Source organism: Cupriavidus sp. NPDC089707, assembly GCF_044748965.1.
In the GTDB taxonomy this organism is placed as follows: Bacteria; Pseudomonadota; Gammaproteobacteria; order Burkholderiales; family Burkholderiaceae; genus Cupriavidus.
Window position 1 is genome coordinate 37,380 of sequence record NZ_JBIVHB010000016.1, and the last position, 22,320, is coordinate 59,699.

Annotated in this window: 13 protein-coding genes and 1 pseudogene; 4 read left to right on the plus strand and 10 right to left on the minus strand. The window is 69.9% G+C overall.

Features of this window, described 5'->3' with window-relative positions:
* Positions 1-75 precede the first annotated feature (75 nt).
* The 3 genes from ACIP1U_RS22795 to ACIP1U_RS22805 all read left to right on the plus strand — a co-directional run bounded on the left by ACIP1U_RS22795 (position 76) and on the right by ACIP1U_RS22805 (position 2,195).
* Positions 76-429 carry an endonuclease gene (locus ACIP1U_RS22795; protein WP_400319695.1) on the plus strand — a complete coding sequence of 118 codons (354 nt, stop codon included), beginning with the start codon at positions 76-78 and terminating at the stop codon, positions 427-429.
* A gap of 246 nt (positions 430-675) precedes the next feature.
* The gene (locus ACIP1U_RS22800; RefSeq protein ID WP_400319697.1) at positions 676-1,443 is read left to right on the plus strand and encodes an endonuclease/exonuclease/phosphatase family protein; all 768 of its coding nucleotides are present in this window, start codon (positions 676-678) and stop codon (positions 1,441-1,443) included.
* A 20-nt stretch (positions 1,444-1,463) separates the two neighbouring features.
* Complete coding sequence (locus ACIP1U_RS22805; protein WP_400319699.1) at positions 1,464-2,195, plus strand: BON domain-containing protein; 732 nt, start codon at positions 1,464-1,466, stop codon at positions 2,193-2,195.
* Positions 2,196-2,289: 94 nt separating this feature from the next.
* On the opposite strand, the gene ACIP1U_RS22810 is transcribed toward ACIP1U_RS22805, so the two are convergent.
* The 3 genes from ACIP1U_RS22810 to ACIP1U_RS22820 are packed head-to-tail and all read right to left on the minus strand — an operon-like array spanning position 2,290 to position 3,395.
* Positions 2,290-2,679 (minus strand): hypothetical protein, encoded by a 390-nt coding sequence (locus ACIP1U_RS22810; protein ID WP_400319702.1) that lies wholly within the window; start codon positions 2,677-2,679, stop codon positions 2,290-2,292.
* A 52-nt stretch (positions 2,680-2,731) separates the two neighbouring features.
* The gene (locus ACIP1U_RS22815) at positions 2,732-2,965 is read right to left on the minus strand and encodes a hypothetical protein (RefSeq protein ID WP_063240597.1); all 234 of its coding nucleotides are present in this window, start codon (positions 2,963-2,965) and stop codon (positions 2,732-2,734) included.
* Between the two features lie 58 nt (positions 2,966-3,023).
* Complete coding sequence (locus tag ACIP1U_RS22820) at positions 3,024-3,395, minus strand: BON domain-containing protein (protein ID WP_400319705.1); 372 nt, start codon at positions 3,393-3,395, stop codon at positions 3,024-3,026.
* A gap of 494 nt (positions 3,396-3,889) precedes the next feature.
* Here ACIP1U_RS22820 and ACIP1U_RS22825 point away from each other — a divergent pair.
* Positions 3,890-4,414, plus strand: a pseudogene (locus tag ACIP1U_RS22825) (malto-oligosyltrehalose synthase); the annotation flags it as partial.
* A gap of 182 nt (positions 4,415-4,596) precedes the next feature.
* On the opposite strand, the gene treY reads toward ACIP1U_RS22825, so the two are convergent.
* The 7 genes from treY to treS form a co-directional block, all read right to left on the minus strand.
* A complete protein-coding gene (treY, locus tag ACIP1U_RS22830; RefSeq protein WP_400319707.1) occupies positions 4,597-7,278 on the minus strand; it encodes a malto-oligosyltrehalose synthase in 2,682 nt (893 codons plus the stop codon).
* A complete protein-coding gene (gene treZ, locus ACIP1U_RS22835) occupies positions 7,278-9,266 on the minus strand; it encodes a malto-oligosyltrehalose trehalohydrolase (protein ID WP_400319710.1) in 1,989 nt (662 codons plus the stop codon). Before treZ ends, treY begins: the two co-directional genes overlap by 1 nt.
* Positions 9,267-9,498: 232 nt before the next feature.
* Positions 9,499-12,042, minus strand: a complete 2,544-nt coding sequence (locus ACIP1U_RS22840; RefSeq protein ID WP_400319713.1) for a glycogen/starch/alpha-glucan phosphorylase — start codon at positions 12,040-12,042, stop codon at positions 9,499-9,501.
* Between the two features lie 103 nt (positions 12,043-12,145).
* Positions 12,146-14,410, minus strand: a complete 2,265-nt coding sequence (gene malQ, locus ACIP1U_RS22845) for a 4-alpha-glucanotransferase (protein ID WP_400319716.1) — start codon at positions 14,408-14,410, stop codon at positions 12,146-12,148.
* Positions 14,407-16,647, minus strand: a complete 2,241-nt coding sequence (glgX, locus tag ACIP1U_RS22850; protein ID WP_400319719.1) for a glycogen debranching protein GlgX — start codon at positions 16,645-16,647, stop codon at positions 14,407-14,409. Before glgX ends, malQ begins: the two co-directional genes overlap by 4 nt.
* Positions 16,644-18,944 (minus strand): 1,4-alpha-glucan branching protein GlgB, encoded by a 2,301-nt coding sequence (gene glgB / locus ACIP1U_RS22855; RefSeq protein WP_400319721.1) that lies wholly within the window; start codon positions 18,942-18,944, stop codon positions 16,644-16,646. Before glgB ends, glgX begins: the two co-directional genes overlap by 4 nt.
* Complete coding sequence (treS, locus tag ACIP1U_RS22860) at positions 18,941-22,312, minus strand: maltose alpha-D-glucosyltransferase (RefSeq protein ID WP_400319724.1); 3,372 nt, start codon at positions 22,310-22,312, stop codon at positions 18,941-18,943. The genes glgB and treS overlap by 4 nt, the downstream gene beginning before the upstream one ends.
* Positions 22,313-22,320 lie beyond the last annotated feature (8 nt).

Consider the following 22,320-nt stretch of genomic DNA (forward strand, 5'->3'; position numbering starts at 1 on the left):
GCCATACGGCACAGGCACGTCTTTCGCTTGCTCATGGTTACTGGCGCGCACATCGCGCCCTGAACGGAGGTAACCATGAAGCATATCCGACCCAGCCGACTGCTCGCCGCCGTCGCGCTCGCCGCCGTTGCGATTCCCGCCATGGCGCAGATGACGCCCGGCACGCCGCGCGGCACCTATGATCCTTATTCGCAGGGCGCACGCAGCACAGACAAGTTCGATCCATACACGCAGGGCGCCAACGCTCCTACGCGCCAGGACCTCGCGCCCGCGCCCGAGGCCCAGCCTTCTACCGTGCCGGCGCAGCCTGGCATCGCCAGCCAGCCCATGCAGCGCACGGCTGATCCGTACATGGAAGGGACGCGCTGGGTCAGCCCGGAACTGGGCCGCCGCCTTGGCCCGCGCAGCCAGTTCCTGGACGGTGCCTGATCTTGAGCGCCTGACAGGGCAATTTTCGCAACGGCCGCTGCCACGTGCGCTGCATCATGCGCGCCGCGCAGGCAACGGCCTTTCCAGCCGGGAAGGCGCGGCAAAATGCGAATGCAACCGGACTTACCGCCTCTTGTAAATCCTGCGCAAGCGCGCGGACCCCACGGCGCGCAAGCGGCCCACGCGCTTGCGGCCCACGACCAGTTCAGCGTGCCGGATGCCGGCCAGGCCCTGCAGCGCGGCCCCATGCGGTCCGCCGGGCTCGCGCGCATGACGGTGGTCAGCTACAACATCCATCGCGCGGTCGGTACCGACCGCCGCTATCGGCCCGACCGGATCGCCGCGGTGCTGGAAGAGCTCGGCGCCGATATCGTCGCGCTGCAGGAAGTCGAGTCGGGCAGCAGCAACGACCACACGCTCGAATACCTGGCCGGGCACACCGGCATGCACGTGGTGTCTGGCTTTACCCGCATGCGCGGCAATTCGGATTTCGGCAATGCACTGCTGACGCGCTTTGCGCCGCAGGCAGTCAACCAGCTCGACCTCACGGTGAAGGGCTGCGAGGCGCGCGGCGCGATCGACGTCACGCTTGCCTGTACCGCATCGGGGCACGCCAGCGCGCTGCGCGTCATTGCCACGCACCTGGGCCTGCGCCCTGGCGAACGGCGCCATCAGGTGCAGCAGCTGCTGAACTACGTGGCCGCGGCGCCGCCGTTGCCCACCATCCTGCTGGGCGACGTCAACGAGTGGTTCTTGTGGGGACGTCCGCTGCGCTGGCTTCACGCGTATTTCGAACATACCCCGCACACGGCAACGTTTCCTTCGCGCATGCCGATATTCGCGCTGGACCGGATCTGGGTCTCGCCGCGCGCACACCTGGTCTCCGTGGCCAGCCACCGCTCGCCGCTGGCGCGGGTTGCCTCCGACCACCTGCCGCTGCTGGCCTGCTTCGAGGTGCCGTTGGCGGAAGCGTCTTCGGCCGCCGCCGGCCCGGAGATCTGTACCGGAGCATAGGCAAACATAGGAGCACGACGATGAGACAGAGCGACGACAACTACCTGCGCAGGCGCCCCGACCAACTGTACGGCAGCAACGATCAGGGCTACAGCGGCATCCCGGCCCAGTCGCGCAACCGGCGCCAGCGCGGGCTCAGCGGCGGCCGCTACGGCAATACCGCCGAGCGCCTGCCGCGCGACCAGACCCAGGACGTGACGCCGGGAGACGAAGAGTGGTATGGGCTGTACGTCGAAGAATGGCGCTGGCCGGCCGAGCCTCCTTATGCCGCCAGCGGACGCGACGATGGGCGCTACGAGGATGAATGGTCGCGGCGCAGGCCGGCGGGCGCGGGCCGCGGCCGCTACGCGCGCGATGAGGGCTATGGCGGCTATGGCGAGCCTGAGCGCTATGGCTACCGGCGCTGGCAAGACGAGCGTTATGAGCGTGAGGCGCGCGGCTATGGCGGCGTTGGCGACGTTGGCGACGAGTGGGACGGCCCCACGCAGCAACGTCCCGCCGGCCCGCGCAACTACCGGCGTGACGACGACCGCATCCACGATGAGGTCTGCAACCGGCTGGCGCGCGATGACGAGCTCGATGTCAGCGACGTCGAAGTCCGCGTGCAGGACGGCGTGGTGACGCTGGAAGGCAAGGTCAACGACCGCCGCACCAAGTACGATATCGAGGACGTGGCAGAGCGCGTGTTCGGCGTGCAGGACGTGATCAACCATATCCGCGTGCAGCGTTACGGGTTGCTGGCTTCCGAGTGAGGCCGGAGAAGGGTGGGAAAAACGGGGGGCGGGAAAAAGGCGAGGGCGGCGGCGCAGGTTCGCTGCGCCGCCGCCCTTTCCTGTAGCCTGCGCCTCAGTCCTCGCTGGGCCGGGGCGGCTGCGGCGGGTGCTCTTCGCGATCGTCGGTACGGTCGGCCTTGTCGACCGGCACCTCGGCGGGCAGCCCTTCGGCCGCGCGCACCACTTCGTCGGCAATCTCCTCTTCCGGGATTTCGTCTTCCGGCGGCATGTGCGCGTCGTCGTCGCGCTGCTCGATCTCGCTTTCGATGTCGCTGGTCTCTTGTTCGAGATCCGGATCCAGCGTGCTGGGGATATTACCGGCCTGCGCCCGCGCGGCGCCCGTCGCGGTCTTGTCGCGCGAACGGCCGCCCCCGGCGGAAGCTTGCGCGCCATCGCGACGTGTGCCGCTGGTGCTACCGACACGGTCGCCGTGGCGTGCGCTGGTACGTACGGTCTTGCTCATGGTCTCTCCTGTGGTCTCTCCTGAGCGATACGGCGTGGCATCGTAGCAGCGCTCAGGTGTTCTCCACCGGGGGTTCGCTTTCCTCCGGATTGCCGCCGCGGCGCTTGACCGAGGGCGGCTCGCCGTTCTCGTCGGGAATGTCGTGCTCGCGCTCGACATCGTGGCGGCGGTCGCGTCCGGGTTTGCCGCGCTCATGTTCGGTGTCAGGCCCGCCCTTGTGCGGATCCGGCCGCGGCTCGCTGCGGCGCCGGGTGGTGTCATGGTCGGGTTGGCGATGGGTGCTCATGGTGTCTCCAGGGCAAATGGTGTCTCCGGGGCAAATACTCGTGCCGGTGTCGGCATCGTTAGTCTGTACCGGCACGGAGTTCGTCGGATACCGCGGTCACGCCGCGTACCGAGCGTGCCAGTTCCATGGCCATGGCGCGCTGCTTGTCGTCCCGCACCGAGCCTTCAAGCTTGACGACCCCGTCCATGGTCGACACGCGGATTTTCGCCGGATCCAGCGTGCGGGCGTTGTCCAGGCGCGCACGGACTTCGGAGGTGATGGCGCGGTCGCTGGCAATCTCGGTATCGCGCGGCGCGGCGGTGCGGCCCGTCGAGGATGGGGCCGCCGGGGCATCGGTGGGCGCCGCGGGCACCGCCGGCGCAACTGCCATGGCCAGTACCGCCAGTGGCAGCGCCAGGCGGCGGATGCGGAAGCGAGTACGTAATCTCATGGCGATCCTCCTGTACGGCGCACCGTACTGTATAGCCTGAAGCTGAGCGGCGGGCTGCGCAACGTTGCCCGCACCTGCCCAAGAACCTGCAAGCTCCGTTCCCGCCGGCGCGCAAGCGCAGGAAGGGCCGGTTGTGCGCCTTGCGCCGCAGCGTATCAGGCCATGCGGTAGCGCTTCGCGGTCGGCGCGCGCCGTACTTTTTACAGTAGCTGCAGAAAGTGCATGCGTCCGGCGGCCAGCGCAAATGGTGCGTGGGACCGCCCGCACCGGTGCGCATCGCCGGCGGGTGGCGCGCCGCTTGGGCAGCGTCGTGTGCTTGCGTGCCGTCATGTCTATAGTGAAAGCAATGCTGGCCAGAACTGGCGTACGGCATGTGCCGCCGAGCACAACCCGCCACGCCGGCCCCATGCCGCGGCGGCTCCGCTTGCCGCGTGCCGAAGGGCCTATCAGCGCAGCCGGCCGGGGGAGCGGCACATCCTGTTGCGAGGGTAGAAATGAATTTCGCCAGCATCCTGTCCACCGTCGTCCTGGCCTCGTCAGTATCGGTTTCCTCAGCGCCGGTCGAACGCCAACTGCTCGCAATCACTCCCCTGGATTTCGCTCAGCGCTTTAATACGGTCGCGCAGGACACGGGCTCGGGGTTGACGTTGCCCAGTTTCAAGATCAAGCCCGGCTGGCACCGCGCCGCGCCGAGTTCCGGCGTCTCGGTCCTGGTGCGTGCCAGCCGTTCCGGCTATGCGCTCGATGAAGTGGTGGTGGTCTGCCGCGAAGTCGAGCGCTGCTTCCTGACCATCTGCACGGCCGCGCTTGCGATCGACGACAGCGTCAACCCGCTGTTGCTGCAGCGCTTTATCGTGGCGCGCATCGCCACCGAACTGGGTGAAGTGGGGCTGGTCATGTCCGGTCTTGCCTATATCGTGGTGACGCCGAAGGAAGACGATTACGTCGCCGTAGTGATCCGGCCCTATCTGCCGCAGGACCGCAGCGCCTCGCCCAGCCAGGCGCAGCGCGAGCCGCCTGCGGGGACCGAGCCATTCCATCAGGGCCAGGTGCTACCTCACGACCCGCACCACCCGCATGGGCGGTATGGGCCGCATGGACTGCCTGGACCCTATGCGGCACCGAGCGCGCCGCGCCCGCCGCTGACCCCGATCGCTGCGCAAGCCCCGATCCCGCACATGTCCCGCTTGTGACGCGCGCGTCAGGGCTCGCGCAGCAGCAGTGCCACGGGCAGTCCGCCCAGAACGTCGCGCAGGCGCAGGCGCCCGGCAGGCGCATCGAGCCGGTGCCCTGTGAGCGCGTCGATCCAGCGGCTGGGCTGCGGCGCGCCAAGGTTGAGCGTGGTGTTGCCCCAGCACGCCGGCGGAATGCGCGGCACGGCCGGGTCGACCCGTGCCGCTGACAGCCGCGTGACCACGGTGACGGCCTGGCGCGAAGCGGTGCTGCGCGCAAACGCCAGCACTTGCTGCGCCAGCGTGCCCTGTGCGGCCAGCATGTTGTACTGGCCGTCTGCAAACAGCGCGGGGTCGGCGCCGCGCGCGGCGAGCACATGGCGCACCAGTTGCTGCTTGAGCCGGCCATCGCGCCAGTGCGCCAGCCAGTGCGCCCAGCCTGCGCGGCACGCCAGCCGTGCCTGCAGCCGCCCGAAGTCCGGCGCGCAGCGGTTATCTGGATCGACCAGGCTCAGGTCCCAGCCTTCGGTGCCCTGGTAACGGTCAGGAATGCCGGGGGCAGTCAGTTGCACCAGCACCTGCGCCAGGCTGTTAACGGCACCCGCCGTGGCAATACGCTGCGCGAAGCGGCCGATTTGCGCCAGCACGCCTTGTGGCCACGCCGCCGCGATGCCGCGCAGGAAGGCCTCGCACGCCGCTTCGTACCCGGCATCGGGGCAGGTCCAGTTGCCATGGCGCTTGGCTTCGCGGATGGCCTTGACCTGCCACGCGGAAATGCGGGCCAGCAGGGCTTCAGGTACCGGCGCCGCGTCGCCGGAATGGTCCGTCGGCTCCGTCGGCTCCATCGGCCATGCCCCGACCAGCGCCTGGTACAGCATCAGCCGGTCGGCCGCGTCGGGCGCGCGCGGCAGCGTGGCGAGCAGCGATGCGCAGTCGCGCTCCCACGCGGCGACCGCGTCGCCGAAAGTGCCCGGCAGCTCGCTCAGCACGGCCAGCCGCATGCGCGCGTCTTCGCCGCGCTTGTGGTCATGCGTGGCAGTGGCCAGCATCGAATGCGGGCCGGCCAGCCGGCGCGCTGCCATGCGGGCGTGGAACTGCGCCGGCGGCATCGCCAGTTGCGCCGGGTCGCTGCCCACCTCGTTGCGCGACAGCAGCCGGCCATAGCGGTAGAAGGCGGTGTCCTCGCCGGCCTTGGCCGCCAGCGCCGGCATCAGCTGCTGCAGGCGGCGGCGCAGCACGCCGGTGTCGCTGTCCGGCGCGGCCTGCGTGCGCAGGCAGCCGGCGATAAAAGCCAGCGCCACGGTCTCGTCCGGCGCCAGGCCGCTGCGCGCGGACTGCAGGGCCTGATCGACCATGGCGTCATCGGCATGCGCGGCGGCGGCGTCGCGCGCCGACGGCTGCGCGTCGTAGTAGCTGCGATAGACCGGCACGGCCGCCATCAGCGCCATCAGCGCCTGCCGCAGCGCCGCCGGCGTGAGGTCGCGCGTGCCTGGATCCTGCTGCGCACAGGCGTGCAGGCGGGCGCTCACGCCCTCGCATTCGGTGACGAGGTGCCGCTGCAGCACCAGGCAACGGGCCGCGCGCACGTGCGCGGCGTACGGGCGCGCGTCGCCGCTGGTCATGGCCCACAGCGCGGTCAGCGCCGCTTCGCCGGCCTCGTTGTGCAGCATCGCGGCCACCTCGTCCATGAAGTCGTAGCCGGTGGTGCCGTCGACCTGCCAGTCCGGCGGCAGCCGTTCGCCGCTGCCGAGGATTTTCTCGACCACCAGCCACGGGCGCTGCAGCGGCAGCAGCGGCGGCCGCGCGGCGGCGTGCCGGTCAAGCTCGGCGCGCAGGCGGCGGCAATAGCCGGCGGGATCGGCGAGCCCGTCGACATGATCCACGCGCACGCCGTCAATCCAGCCTCCGCGCAGCAGGCGGAAGACCAGCCCATGGACCGCGTCGAAGACCTGCGGGTCTTCCTCGCGCACGCCGACCAAGTCGCTGATTTCGAAGAAGCGGCGCCAGTTCAACGAGGCAGCCGCGGTGCGCCACCAGGCCAGCCGGTAGTGCTGGCGTTCCAGCAGCGCGTGCAGCCGGGTGCGTCCGGCGGGCTGGGTGGTGTCGTACCAGCCGGGGTCGGCGGTGGCCTCCGCGTCGGGGCTGTCCGGTGCCAGCGGCAGCACATGGTCGAAGTAGCGTATGTGGGCTGGCTGGCCGCCGCTGGCGGGCACCCACCGCAACTCGCCGGCGACGACCGTGTCCCAGTACGACTGCCCCAGGATCGGCAGCAGGACCTTGTCACACAGCGCCGGGTCGCGCGGCGTCCAGTCGATATCGAAGCAGCCGGCATGGGGACTGGCGCGTCCGTGCGTCAGCACGTCCCGCCACCAGCCGTTGTGGGTGCAGTCCGCCGCCATGTGGTTGGGCACGATATCGGCGATCAGCCCGAGGCCGGCGCTGCGCGCGCGCGCAGCCAGCGCCTTCAGGCCCGCCTCGCCGCCCAATGCCTCGCGCACGCGGGTGAAATCGGTGACGTCGTAGCCGTGCGTGGAACCGGGCCTGGCCTCGCAGACGGGCGACAGATACAGGTGGCTGACCCCAAGCGCGGCGTAGTAGTCGACCACGCCGGCGGCATCGGCGAAGGTGAAGCCAGGGTGGAGCTGCAGCCGGGCGGTGGCGCGCGGCAGGCCGCGCACGGCTGCCGGCGCGGTGGCTGCCGCAGCCGGCATTACCTGGGGCGCGCCGCGGCGGGCTCGCACAGGGTGGCGACGCAGGCCAGCGGTGGCAGCATGCCGGCGGACAGTTCCGCGGCGGCGCCCGGCGCGCTCTCGTGCAGCGCCGTGCGCTCTTCACGGCAGGAGTGGGTGGCGGACACCGCATCGTCGCCCAGGTTCAGCCACAGGCTCAGCTCCATGCCGTCCACCAGGCGCCAGCGCGCGCACAGCGCCGCAGGGCCAAGGATATCCACGCCGGCAGCCTGGCAGCCCGGCAGCCGGTGCAGCAGCTCGCGCCGCCGGATCGACAGCAGCTCGCGGTAGTACGGGGCCCAGTCGGCGTCGTCCGCCAGCGACGGCCGCGACGCTTCGAAGGTGGCCGGGTCGTTGGGATCGGGGATGGCAGCGGCACGCGCATCGTCTCCGTAGGCCGCGCTGGCGGCGAATTCGCGGCGGCGGCCGTCGCGCACGGCCTTGGCCAGTTCCGGTGGATGACTGGTGAAGTAGAGGAACGGCTGCCGCGCACCGGTCTCTTCGCCCATGAACACCAACGGCACCTGTGGACACAGCAGTTGCAGCGCCACCGCGGCGCGCAGCGCGCGCGGGTCGGCCAGGCTGGCCAGCCGTTCGCCGAAGGCGCGGTTGCCAGTCTGGTCGTGGTTCTGCAAGAAGCTGACGAAGGCGGTAGGCGGCAAATGCGCGCTGGGCTGGCCGCGACGGATGGTGGCAGTGGTGGCGGCAGTGGCACCGCCGGAACGGTGCAGCGACCGCTCGCCCTGGTAGGCGAAACCTTCGGCCAGCACGCGTGCGAGATGGCGCAGCGCGGGCCGGCCACGCTCACCTGCATCGACGGCGGCGGCGGCGGGCCTGGCGTAGTCGCGATAGTAGCCGTCGTCTTCCCCGGTCAGCAGCACATGCAGCGCATGGTGGGCGTCATCGTTCCATTGCGCATCGAAGCCCTGCGCCAGCAGCGCGGCGTCGTTGTCGTCGTTCTCCAGCACCAGGTGCAGATGGCGGTCGCCACCAGCGCCATCGGCCAGCATGGTGCGCAACTCGCCCGGCAACGCGGCGAGCCAGCCTTCGTCCTCGATGGCATGGACCGCGTCGAGCCGCAGTCCGTCAAAGCGGAACTGTTCCAGCCAGTAGCGCGCGTTCTCGGTGAAGAAGCGCCGTACCTGCGGGCGCCGGAAATCGATGGCCGGGCCCCACGGGGTCTGCCGGTCGGCGCGGAAGAAGGCGCTGGCATAGCGGTGCAGGTAGTTGCCCTCGGGCCCGAAGTGATTGTAGACCACGTCCAGCAGCACCATCAGGCCGAGCGCGTGCGCACGGTCGACCAGCGCGCGCAGCTCGTCCGGCGTGCCATAGCTGGTCTCCGGCGCGAACGGCAGCACGCCGTCATAACCCCAGTTGCGTCCGCCGGGAAACTCCGCCACCGGCATCAACTCGACGGCGGTGAAGCCCAGCGCGGCCAGCCGCGGCAATTGCTGCGCGGCGCCCGCAAAGCCGCCGCACAGGCCGACGTGCATTTCATAGACGATGGCTTCATGCCACGGCCGGCCGCGCCAGCCGGGGCAGGTCCACGCGTACGAGGCACCGGCGTCGCGCGCCGGCACGATGCTCGGGCCGTGCACGTCGTCGGCCTGCCAGCGCGAGGCCGGGTCGGGCACCGTGGTGCCGTCGTCGAGCCGGAACCAGTAGCGCGCGCCTTCGCAGCACGGCACGATCGCCTCGAACCAGCCGTTGGGCCCCGCCGCCATATGGACCGGTCCCAGGCCCGCGATCTCCAGCCGCACGGCATGGCCTTGTTCGGCCGCGTCGGGCGCCCACAGGCGGAAGCGCACGCGCCCGTCGGGCAACCAGGCCGGCCCGAACAGGTAGTCCTGCGCATGTTCGTCGTTGGAGGAGAAGGCACTTGCAGAGGGCGCGGCAAAGCAGTCGAGCGGGGCCAAGTTTGGCAGGGCGGACCTGGCACCCGGGGCGAGTAGAAACGGGTTAGCGTTCAAATTCGGCTCCTGCCATCGGTTGGCGTGTGAGTCCTGGAGGTTGCCTTGCGGCGGCACTAGCGCAATGCGAGCTCCATGCCAGCAAAACGGCGTTTTGCGGTGCGGCGCGCGAGCAGGGGGACGGCCGGGCCGAGAGCTTTGTTACATGGGCGATTGTAGAAAGTACTGCCCGGCATGCGGCGCCCCGCGCATGCGATACCGCACACTGTGCGCGCGTCTTGCGCATGCATGGCTATGCCGCGCGCGGCCCCCGCGCGCCCGGATCGACCTGCCACGGCGCGCCGCTGGCACGGTGCAGCAGCCGCACCGGCACCGGCTCGACGTTCCAGATGCGCTCGCAGTATTCGCGGATGGCGCGGTCCGATGAAAAGCGGCCGGAACGCGCGCACGACAACACCGACATGCGTTGCCAGCGATCCGGATCGGCATAAGCGTCGGAGACGATCTGCTGGCATTCGATATAGGAAGCGAAGTCTGCCAGCAGCAGGTAGGGATCGTGTCCTGCCAGCGGATCGAACAGTGGCCGGAATAGCGCCGGATCGCCACGCGAGAAGAACCCCTGCTGCACCAGGTCCATCACCGCGCGCAATTGCGGATTGCTGTGGTAGTAGGCGGCCGGGTCATAGCCGCTCGCGCGCAGCGCATAGACCTCTGGCGCGGTCAGGCCGAACGGGAAGAAGTTGTCGTTGCCGACGGCCTCGCGCAGCTCGATATTGGCGCCGTCCATGGTGCCGATGTTGAGCGCGCCGTTCATCGCGAACTTCATGTTGCCGGTGCCGGAGGCTTCCTTGCCCGCCAGCGAGATCTGCTCGGACAAGTCCGCGGCCGGGTAGATGCGCTGGCCGTAGGTGACGTTGAAGTTGGGCAGGAACACCACCTTGAGCCGGTCGCGTACCTGCGGGTCGCGGTTGATCACGTCGGCGACCGAGGTGATGAAGCGGATCATCAGCTTGGCGTACTCGTAGCCCGGCGCGGCCTTGCCGCCGAACAGGAAGGTGCGTGGCTGGATCTCGGCGCCCGCGTCGGATTTGATGCGGTGGTACAGCGCGATCACGTGCAGCACCGCCAGGTGCTGGCGCTTGTATTCGTGGATGCGCTTGACCATCACATCGAACATGGACGACGGGTCCACCACCACGCCGGTGGTGTCGCGGATCAGCTGCGCCAGGTCTTCCTTGTTGGCGCGCCGCATCGCCTGCCATTGCTGGCGGAAGCCGGCATCGTCGGCATAGGGCTCGAGCACGCGGATCCGCTCCAGGTCGGAGATCCAGCCATCCCCGATCGCTTCCGTCACCAGCCGCATCAGCCTGGGGTTGGACAGCGCCAGCCAGCGCCGCGGCGTGACGCCGTTGGTGATGCTGGTGAATTTCTCAGGCCACATCGCGTAGAAGTCCTTGAGCACGTCCTCGCGCATCAGCCGCGAGTGCAACTCGGCCACGCCGTTGATGGCATGGCTGCCGACGCATGCCAGGTTCGCCATGCGCACATGGCGCTCGCCGTGCTCGTCGATCAGCGATAGCCTCGACAGCCGCGATTCGTCGCCGTAGAAGCGGATGCGCACCTCGTCCAGGAAGCGCGCGTTGATCTCCAGGATGATTTCCAGGTGACGCGGCAGCACGCGGCGGAACAGCGGCAGCGGCCAGCGCTCGAGCGCCTCGGGCAGCAGCGTGTGGTTGGTGTAGGCGAAGGCACGCCGGGTGATGTCCCAGGCCTCGTTCCATGGCAGGTTGTTCTCGTCGATCAGCAGCCGCATCAGTTCGGCGATGCCTACCGCCGGATGCGTGTCGTTCAGCTGCACCGCGAACTTTTCGTGGAAGCGCGTCACCGGGACGCCGTCGACGGCCAGCAGACGCAGCATGTCCTGCAGCGAGCAGGCGACAAAGAAGTACTGCTGTTCCAGCCGCAACTCCTTGCCCTGCGCGGTCTCGTCGTTGGGATAGAGCACCTTGGTCAGGTTCTCCGACGTCACCTTCTTGCTCACGGCGCCGAGGTAGTCGCCGCGGTTGAAGGTATGGAAGTCGAAGGCCTCGGTGGCATCGGCGCGCCACAGCCGCAGCGTGTTCACGGTGTTGACGCGGTAGCCCAGGATCGGCGAGTCGAAGGGGACGCCGGCCACGGTCTTGGCCGGCACCCAGCGCACGCGATAGTGGCCACGGTCGTCGGTGTAGTGCTCGGTGTGGCCGCCCAGGCGCACCTGCACCGCCCATTCGGAGCGCTGGATCTCCCACGGGTTGCCGTTGCGCAGCCAGGTATCGGTCTGCTCCACTTGCATGCCATCGACGATGGTCTGCTGGAAGATGCCGTACTCGTAACGGATGCCGTAGCCGAGCGCCGGGATCTCCAGCGTCGCCAGCGAATCCATGAAGCACGCCGCCAGCCGGCCCAGGCCGCCGTTGCCGAGCCCCGGCTCGACTTCTTGCTCCAGGATGCGGTCGAGGTCTAGCCCGGCCGCCGCCATGGCCTCGTGCACTTCGTCGAAGATGCCGAGGTTGATCAGGTTGTTGCCCAGGTGCGGGCCCATCAGGAATTCGGCCGACAGGTAGGCCACCGTGCGCGAAGGCTGGCCCAGATAGGCTTCCGCGGTGCTGATCCAGCGCTGCACCAGGCGGTCGCGCACAGTATGCGCCGCGGCCTGGTAGAGGTCGTTCTGGCTGGCGTGGCCGGGCAGCTTGCCCTGGGTATGGAACACGTGGTCGAGGAACGCGCGGCGCAGGCTGGCGCCGGACAGGGCGGTACGGGTGTCGTCGGCGTGCTCGGGCCGGATCACTTCCTTCATGGCGGGACCTCCTGCGCATGCTGGTGGGTCAAGCTTAGTGGATAGGGGAACAGTGCGCGCCCCGATCGCGGCGCGGGTCGGGTCGACGCCACCTCACCGGTGGCTACCCGCGCGGCGGCGGATGCAGGGTGCCGTGGCGGCCACTGCGAACGGCTTGCCGGATCGATTGCACCCGGGCGCGCAGCGCCGGCGCGTCAGCCAGCGCGCGCACGTCGGGGTCGAGCCGGCGCTGCCAGTTGGGATGGACGCTGGTGGTGCCGGGCAGGTTGGGCTGCTCGGCCTCGCCCAGCAAATCTTCCAGCGGCACCACGCGCAGTGCCGTGCGCGCGGTGCCCAGCCAGGCCAGCACGGCATCCAGCGGGGCGTGTGCGGGACCGGGCTCCGGGCCGTGGCACAGCCCGGCGTCGTTCAGTGCCTGCCACAGCGCGCTGCGCTCGCGGGCGCGGCCTGCCTGAGCCTGCGCCAGGGTTTCGCCGGGCGCGAGCAGCTTCAGCCGGTCGCGCCAGTCGAGGTCGCGTCCGGCCCACCAGCCGGCGACGGTGGGCAAGTCGTGCGTGGAAGTGGTGGCGATGGCTTCGGGCGGCCACTGCGCGGGCGGCTGGAACGGCGCCGGATCGGCCTCGATGGCCGTATCGACCGCGGCCTCGGCCGCCCTCGCTTCCTCGCGCTGGAACCACAGCACGTCGATGCCGAGCACGCCGCGCGCGGTCAGCGCCGCGTTCAGTTCGGGCGGGACCGTGCCGAGGTTCTCGCCGATGATGATGGCGCGGTGCCGCCAGGACTCCAGCGCCACCAGCCGCAGCAGGTCTTCGAGCGGATAGCGCAGGTAGGCGCCGTCGCTGGCGGATGCGCCCGCAGGCACCAGCCACATCCGCGCCAGGCCCAGCACGTGGTCGATGCGCAGCCCGCCGCAATGGGAGAGGTTGGCGCGCAGCATTTCCAGGAAGGCGGCGTAGCCTTGCCGGCGCAGGCCGCGCGGGGAGAACACCGCCACCCCCCAGTCCTGGCCGAGCGGGTTGTACAGGTCCGGCGGCGCGCCGGCATGGAAGCCGGCCAGGATTTCCTGCTGGCGGGTCCACGCCTGGCTGCCGCCCGGGTCGGCGCCGACCGCCAGGTCGCAGACCACGCCTACCGCCATGCCGGCGTCGCGCGCGGCGCGCTGCGCACGCGCCATGCCATCGGCGGCGAGCCATTGCAGGAAGGCGTGGTAGGCCACGTCGTCGGCGTGGTCGCGGGCAAAGGCCGCCACCGCGGCGTCGGCGGGAGATCGCAGCGTGGCCGGCCAGCAGCGCCAGTCCGGCGCCGCGGCGTGGTTCATGCCATGGCTGGCCGTGGCAAGCCGCTGCGCCTGGATCGCTTCATAGCAGGCATGCGCATGCAGCGCCGTGCCGCCGCGGGCGCGGAAGGCGGCGCAGTCGTCCAGCGCCGCGCGCGTCAGCAGGGACTCGCGCCGCTGCCAGAGCCAGTCCAGCACCGCGTAGCGCAACGGCGCCAGCGTAAGCCAGTCGATTTCCGTGAGCGCTTCGAGCGCCGCCAGCTGCTCGCCGATGCCGAGCGCCGCGATGGCCGCGTCCAGCGCTTGCTGGCCGAACACCGCAGCGGGATCGGCGTACAGCGGGTTCAGGAACAGCCGGCTGGAGGGGGCGTACGGGCTGTAGCGCTGCGGCAGCGCGGCAAAGCCGGCATGCAGAGGATTGATCGCGACGGCGTCGGCGTGCAGGGCGGCGGTGCTGGTGCAACACTGGGCCAGCGCGGTCAGGTCGCCCATGCCGCAGTCGGCGCCGCGGCGCAGGCTGTAGAGCTGCACCGCCAGCCCCCAGGGGCGTGCGCCGGCGCCAGCGGCAGTGCGGCCGGCGTGACGTAGCGCGTCCGCTACGCCATAGCAGCGCGCAGGCGCCACCGCCAGCACCGTTTGCGCATCGCCCAGTTCGAGCCGGTGGTAGCCGCAGACATCGACCGGCGGCAGCAGCATGGTGCCGGCCGGATTGCTGTCCGCGTGCGCGCGCACGGCGGTGCCGTTCAAGATGGCGCCGTCTTCCAGCGTCAGCCGGTACGCGCGCTCCGGCAGCTTGTGCGGCCACGGCACCGCGACCGGCTGGCTGCGTTCGGCAGTGACTAGCGGCGGCAGTGCGTTGGCGGCGTCATCGGCCACGAGCCAGGCGCGCGAGGCCTCGCACTGGCCGGGGGTGGAGCAGGGCAGGCCAAGGCCGTCCAGCACGCGCCGCAGCGCGTCGGCTGGCACGGCCCGCGGCTGGCTCCAGGCATCCGTCCAATGCGGCAGCAGGTCCGCGCGCAGCGCCAGCTTCTGCAGTGGCGTGGGGTGTGGCGCGGGGTGTGGCACGGCGCTGCGGTGCGGGGGTCGGGTCATTCCTGTGTCTCCTGCGGCGCGCCCAGCGGTGGGCTTTCCTGGTGCGGGCTGTCGCGGCTGCGGGCCGGGGCGGCCAGCAGCACAAGCGAATGGCCCGGCACCGTCTGGCTCTCGCCCACCGCATCGCCGGCAAGCTCGGACTCGGTGGCTTCGGGCCGGCTGCTGTCGAATAGCAGGGTCCAGGCCAGCCTGGGCTCGGGCAGCAGGAACGATGCGTCGGCCTCGCCGGCGTTGAGCAGCAGCAGTGTCACCTGCACGGTGCGCGCATCGTCCTCGTCTTCCTCCTCTTCCGGCAGCGAGCCCAGTTGGGGGCGCTCAGGTTGCGGCGGCGGGGCAGCGCGGCGCAGCGCCAGCGTGCGGACTTCCGGGTCGGCCCATTCCTCGGGGGTGGGCGCTTTGCCGTCGGTATCGAACCAGGCAATGTCGGCGATGCCGCGCGCCGGTTCCTGGCGCCCGTGGGCGAAACGGTCGCCGGTGAGCGCGTGCAGCCGCCGGCGCAGCGCGAGCAGGCGTCGCACCATGTGCTGCAGCGGCTGCGCACCAGGCGTCTGGGCCTGCTTCCAGTGCAGCCACGAAATCTCGTTGTCCTGGCAGTAGGCGTTGTTGTTGCCGTGCTGGGTGCGGCCCCATTCGTCGCCGGCGGTCAGCATCGGCGTGCCTTGCGCGAGCAGCAGCGTGGCCATCAGGGCCTGCGCCACGCGGCTGCGGCGCTCCAGGATTTCCGGGTCGTCGGTCGGGCCTTCAATGCTGCCGTCCGGGCTCCAGTTGGCGCTGGCGTTGTCGTCGGTGCCGTCGCGGTTGTCCTCGTCGTTGGCCTCGTTGTGCTTGGTGCTGTAGCTGACCAGGTCGGCCAGCGTAAAGCCATCGTGAGCGGTGATGAAGTTGACGCTGGCCCACGGGCGCCTGTGGCGCCAGTCGAACAGGTCGGCCGAGGCCGCCAGCCGCGCAGCCAGTTCGCCGCGCTTGCCGGCATCGCCGCGCCAGAACCGGCGCACCGCGTCGCGGAACTTGTCGTTCCATTCGGCAAAGCCTGGCGGGTGGTTGCCGAGCTGGTAGCCGCCGGGGCCCAGGTCCCAAGGTTCCGAGATCAGCTTGACGCGGCTCAGCACCGGGTCCTGCATCAGCGCATCGAAGAAGCCAGAGCCCTGGTCGAAGCCGTTGCCTTCGCGCCCGAGCGTGCTGCCCAGGTCGAAACGGAAGCCATCGACGTGGTAGCACTCCACCCAGTAGCGCAGCGAGTCCATCACCATCTGCAGCACGCGCGGATGCGACAGGTTGAGGGTGTTGCCGCAGCCGGTGTCGTTGATGTAGTGGCGCGCGTCGCCCGGCATCAGGCGGTAGTAGCTGGCGTTGTCCAGGCCGCGCCACGAAACCGTCGGCCCCAGTTCGTTGCCTTCGCAGGTGTGGTTGTAGACCACGTCAAGGATCACTTCGATGCCGGCTGCATGCAGGCGCCGCATCGCCACCTTGAATTCCTGCAACTGCCCGGTGCCCAGGTAGGCCGGTTCCGGGGCGAAGTACGCCATGGTGTTGTAGCCCCAGTAATTGCGCAGCCCGCGCTCCAGCAGGAAGCGGTCCTGCAGGATGGCTTGCACCGGCAGCAGCTCGACGGTGGTGATGCCCATCTGCACCAGGTGGTCGATGAAGCGCGGGTCGCACAGCGAGGCGAAGGAACCGCGCAGGTTGGGCAACAGGTCGTCGCGCAGCATCGACAGGCCGCGCAGGTGGGCTTCATAGATGACGGTGGCGGGCCACGGCACGGCGGGCGGGCGGTCGTCGCCCCAGTGGAAGCTTTCGTCGATCACCACGGCCTTGGGCACGCTCTGGGCGCTGTCGCGGCGGTCCGGCGTCAGGTCGCCGCGCGCGCTCTGCAGGCGGTAGCCGAACAGCACATCGGCCCAGCGCACCGGGCCGCTCAGTTGCCGCGCGTACGGGTCCAGCAGCAGCTTGTGCGGATTGAAGCGGTGCCCGTGCGCGGGGTCGTAGGGGCCGTGCGCGCGGAATCCGTACAGGGTGCCGAGCGCCGCGTTGGGCAAGTAGCCGTGCCAGATCTCGTCGGTGCATTCCGGCAGCGGCAGGCGTGCCAGTTCCTTGCGGCCATTTTCGGAGAACAGGCACAGGTCGATGCGTGAAGCATGCGCCGAGAACACCGCGAAGTTGACCCCAAGCCCGTCCCAGTGGGCGCCCATGGGGTACGGCTTGCCGGGCAGCAGCCGGTTCGCGAAGGGTCGGGTCATGTCGTTGCGGCCGGCGCACCCGCAATCGGTTCGAGCCGCAGCACGAGCGTGGCCAGCGGCGGCAGCGTCAACGCCAGCGAGGCCGGCTGGCCGTGCGAGGGCACGTCCACCGCCGTCACGGTGCCGCCGTTGCCGACGTTGCTGCCGCCATAGCACTCGGCGTCGGTGTTCAGGCATTCCTGCCAGGTGCCGGCAAAGGGTACGCCGAGCCGGTAGCCCCGGCGCGGCACCGGCGTCATGTTGACCACCACCAGCACGACCTCGCGGCTGCCCGGCGCGGCGCGGCGCAGCCACGCGAACACGCTGTTGTGGTTGTCGTCGCCGACCACCCACTGGAAGCCCTCGGGGCTGTGGTCGAGCACGTGCAGCGCCGGCAGCTCGCGGTAGAGCCGGTTCAGGTCGCGCACCAGCGTATGCATGCCGCGGTGCATGGGATGGTCCAGCAGCGCCCAGTCGAGCTCGGCGTCATGGTTCCACTCCTGCCACTGCGCCAGCTCGCCGCCCATGAACAGCAGCTTCTTGCCGGGATGGGCCCACATGAAGCCGTAGTAGGCGCGCAGGCCGGCAAAGCGCTGCCAGTGGTCGCCGGGCACCTTGCCGAGCATCGAGCCCTTGCCGTGCACGACCTCGTCGTGCGACAGCGGCAGCACGAAGGCCTCGGACCACGCATAGACCATCCCGAAGGTCATGTCCTGGTGGTGCCAGGCGCGGTGTACCGGCTCATGCCCGAGGTAGCGCAGCGTGTCGTGCATCCAGCCCATGTTCCACTTGAAGTCGAAGCCGAGCCCGCCGGCGGCCACGCTGGCGGTGACGCCGGGCCAGGCGGTGGATTCCTCGGCGATGGTCAGCGCCCCGGGGCAGCGTTCATGGACCACGGTGTTGAGTTCGCGCAGGAAAGCGACCGCCTCCAGGTTTTCGCGGCCGCCGTAGCGGTTCGGCACCCATTGCCCCGGCTCGCGGCTGTAGTCGCGGTAGAGCATGGAAGCGACCGCGTCGACGCGCAGCCCGTCGGCATGGAAGTGTTCCAGCCAGTGCAGCGCGCCGGCCAGCAGGAAGCCGCGCACCTCGTTGCGGCCGAGGTTGTAGATCAGCGTGTTCCAGTCCTGGTGGAAGCCTTCGCGCGGATCCATGTGCTCGTAGAGGGCGGTTCCGTCGAAGCGCGCGAGCCCGTGCGGGTCGGTCGGGAAGTGCGCCGGCACCCAGTCCAGGATCACGCCGATGCCGGCCTGGTGGCAGCGGTCGATAAAGGCGGCGAAGGCTTGCGGCGGACCGAGCCGCGCGGTCGGCGCGTACAGCGACAGCGGCTGGTAGCCCCACGAGCCGCCGAAGGGGTGTTCGGTGATGGGCAGCAGCTCGATATGCGTGAAGCCCAGCTCCTGCACGTACGGCACCAGCCGCTCGGCCAGGATGTCCCAGCCGTGGCGGTTGTCGTTGGCGGCGCGCAGCCACGAGCCGACATGGACTTCGTAGACCGACATCGGCAGGGTGTAGGGATCGGCGGGACCGCCGGCATCGCGGCGCGCCATCCAGTCGGCGTCATGCCATGCGAACGGCGGCGCCCCCTTGCCCGGCGCGGTCACCACCGAGGCGGTCTCCGGCGGCGCTTCGGTGGCAAGCGCGAGCGGGTCGGCCTTGTCGGGCAGCTCGGTGCCGTGCGGGTCGAGCAGGTCGTACTTGTAGCGGCTGCCGGGCTCGGCGCCCAGCGCGGCCGGCACGAACAGTTCCCAGATGCCGCTGGGATGGCGCAGCCGCATCGGGTGGCGCGCCTGGTGCCAGCCGTTGAATTCGCCGATCACGGACACGCGCCGCGCATTCGGCGCCCACACCGCGAAGCGCACGCCATCGATGCCGTCCACGCGCTGCCATTGCGCGCCCAGGCACTCGCCCAGCTCGAAGTGGCGGCCCTCGGCGATCAGGTGCAGGTCCAGCTCGCCCAGCAGCAGGTCGAAGGCATACGGGTCGGCGCTGCACTGCTCGGTGCCGTCCGGCCAGGTCACGCGGATGCGGTAGTCCGACGCCGTGGCGCGGCGCTCGTTCCCAGGCAGGTGCGCGGCGAAGATGCCGCCGGGGTGCAGCCGGTCCATCTCGGCCAGCGTGGCCCCGTCGGCAGCGGCCAGCTGCGCCGCGACCGCGCCGGGCAGGCAGGCGCGCACCAGCAGGCCGCCGTCGTCGGCGCGGTGCGGGCCCAGCACCGCAAACGGGTCGTGGTGGCGCGCGCCCAGCAGCGCGTCGAGTTCGTGTCCCGGCAGCACGCCGGTGCGCGGCGCGCCGCGCGTTGCCGTGGTCGGGGGGCTCATGGCTGCCCCCCCGGCTGCGCCAGCAACTTGCGCAGCAGGCGTGCCAGCCCGCTGACCGGCAGGTCGATCCACGCCACCCGGTTGGCGGCTTCGTAGTCGACCTCGTAGGCGGCGCGTTCCAGCAGGAACAGGTCCAGCAGCGGCTGAAACTGGACCGGGTCGACCCAGGGTGCTGGCGATGCGTCCATATGCTGGCGGTAGCAGTTCAGGAAGGCCTCGTTGGCGGTGGTGCGGAAGCGCTCGAGCAGCAGCGCGCGGCGTTCCGCCAGCTGCGGCGGCAGCTCGGTATGGGTGCGTTCCTGGCGGTCAGTGCCGACCGTGGCAGCGGCATAATCCAGCGAGCGCAGCAATCCGGCCACGTCGCGCAGCGGCGAGGTCTTGCGCCGGCGCCAGTCCAGCGGCAGGCCCGGCTCGCCCTCGAAATCGACCAGGTAGGTGTCGTTTTGCGCGATCAGCACCTGGCCCAGGTGGAAGTCGCCGTGGAAGCGCGTCTGCAGGCTGCCGGGCGCCGCCGTGGCCAGTTGTCCGACCAGCGCGGGCAGCGCGCCGCGCGCGGCCATCAGCGTCTGCACGTCGGCTTCGAACGCCTGCCCGAACGCCTGCCGCGAACCCTGGACGCTGTCAGCGCGCTTGTCGACCAGCGCCAGGGCGCGTTCCAGCGCCTGCAAGGCCTGCGCGGCCCAGTCGCGCGCGTCGGCCTCGGTGGCGGGCACGGGTGCAAAGGCCTCGTCGTCGGACGGTCGCGCCAGCACCGCATGCAGTTCTGCCAGGCGCTGTCCCAGCGTGCCTGCCAGCGCGGCGTAGCCGGTCATGGCCTCGGCGAACTCGTCCTCGCTTTCTTTCGCTGGCAGCGCATCGTCGATGGCGCGGCCCAGGTAGTCCAGGGTCCAGTCCCAGCCGTTGCCTTGGTTCAGGATGTAGCCCTGTAGCAGCATCAGCGTATGCGGCACCCCGTCGGCGCTGGTGCGTACTACCTCGCCCAGCAGCGGCGCCGCGTGCGCATAGCCCTGCGCGGTCAGGTAGCGCGTCATCTCGGCCTCGGGATGGATGCCGCCGGAAAGTCGCCGCACCAGCTTGAGCACCGCGGTGTTGTTGTACGACAGCGAACTGTTCGACTGTTCGGCCGACATCCACTCGATCGGATCGCGCTCCAGCTCCAGCGCCGCCAGGCCCGGTTCGGCGCGGAAGCGGATCCGGTCCGGTCCGGCCTGCAGCTCCAGTCCTTTGCGCAGCGCCTGCACCACCTCGCGCGCGAACGGCTCGACCACGAAGCCGTCGGTGACCAGCCCCACGCGGCTGCCCTGGCGCACGCGCGCCATCGACAGCCCGTGCGCCAGCTGCGACACGCCGTCGGCGCTCTCGCGGTCCCACAGGATGCCCACCGGCAACTGGTAGCGCTCGGTGCGGCCGGACAGCGCCACCTCGACTTCGCCGAGGTAGACGTCCTCGCCATTGCTGCCGCGCGTGAACGGCAGCACGTACGCCATGCCGACGCGCTCGATGCGCTCGTGCTTGCTGCCGAACCAGCGGCGCCGGCTGATGTAGTGGGGCAGCACCTCGGTCGCCATGATGCGGCGCGATGCGTCGGTCAGCTCGGGGCGGCCGGTGTTCTGCATCACAAGGGTGATCTGGTCTGGCATCTGTTCCGGCGCCTCCACGTGCCACGACGGCGGCTGCGCCTCGTCGCTCAGTACGAACCAGTAAAAGCCATAGGGCGGCAGCGTCAGCAGGTAGGTCAGCGTGCCGATGGCGGGGAAGGGCGTGGCGCCCATCATCTCGACCGGCACGCGGCCGTTGAACGCGGACAGGTCCAGCTCGACCGCCTGCGGGGCGCGCGACAGGTTGGCCACGCACAGGATGTGCTCGTCCTCGTGCTCGCGCAGGTACGCCAGGATCTTGCGGTTGCCGGGAAACAGGAAGCGCAGCGTGCCGCGGCCGAAGGCGCGGTGCTTGCGCCGCAGCGCCAGCATGCGCCGTATCCAGTTGAGCTGCGAATGCGGGTCGCGCGTCTGCGCCTCGACGTTGACCGCCTCATAGCCGTACAGCGGCCCCTGCAGCGGCGGCAGGACCAGCCGCTCGGGATCGGCGTGCGAGAAACCGCCGTTGCGGTCGGGCGACCACTGCATCGGCGTGCGCACGCCGTCGCGGTCGCCCAGGTGGATGTTGTCGCCCATCCCGATCTCGTCGCCGTAGTAGATCACCGGCGTCCCCGGCATCGAGAACAGCAGGCTGTTCATCAGCTCGATGCGGCGCCGGTCGCGCTCCATCAGAGGCGCCAGCCGGCGGCGGATGCCAAGGTTGATGCGCGCGCGCCGGTCTGACGCATAGACCTCCCACAGGTAGTCGCGCTCGCTGCCGGTCACCATTTCCAGCGTCAGCTCGTCGTGGTTGCGCAGGAAAATCGCCCACTGGCAGTTGGGCGGCACCTCCGGCGTCTGGCGCATGATGTCGGTGATCGGGAAGCGGTCTTCGCGCGCGATGGCCATGTACATGCGCGGCATCAGCGGGAAGTGGAAGGCCATGTGGCATTCGTCGCCTTCGGGGTCGGGGCCGGTCAGGCCGAAGTACTGCTGCGCGTCTTCCGGCCACATATTGGCTTCGGCCAGCAGCATGCGCCCGCGGAAGTGCTGGTCGAGATAGGCGCGGATATTGCGGATGACCGCGTGGGTCTCGGGCAGGTTTTCGTTGCTGGTGCCCTCGCGCTCGACCAGGTATGGCACAGCGTCCAGCCGCAGCCCGTCAATGCCCATGTCCAGCCAGAAGCGCATGACCGACAGCACCGCGTTGAGCACCTGCGGGTTGTCGAAGTTCAGGTCGGGCTGGTGTGAGTAAAAGCGGTGCCAGAAGTAGGCGCCGGCGACCGGGTCCCAGCTCCAGTTGGACTTCTCGGCATCGCAGAAGATGATGCGCGTGCCGGCATAGGCCTGGTCGTGGTCGGACCAGACGTAGTAGCGGCGCGCGGCGGAGCCCGGCTTGGCCTTGCGCGCGCGCTGGAACCAAGGGTGCTGGTCCGAGGTGTGGTTGATCACCAGCTCGGTGATCACGCGCAACCCGCGCGCATGCGCCGCGGCGATAAAGCGGCGCGCTTCGGCCAGCGTGCCGTAATCGGGATGGACGTTGCGGTAGTCGGCGATGTCGTAGCCGTCGTCGCGGCGCGGCGACGGATAAAACGGAAGCAGCCAGATGGTGTCCACGCCCAGGTTGACCAGGTAGTCGAGCTTGGCCAGCAACCCGGCAAAATCTCCCACGCCGTCGCCGTTGCCGTCAAAGAACGACTTGATGTGCAGCTGGTAGATGACCGCGTCCTTGTACCAGAGCGGGTCGGCATTGAGCAGTGCGGCGCTGGCAGTTTCGGTGAGGCGTTTCATCGTGTCTC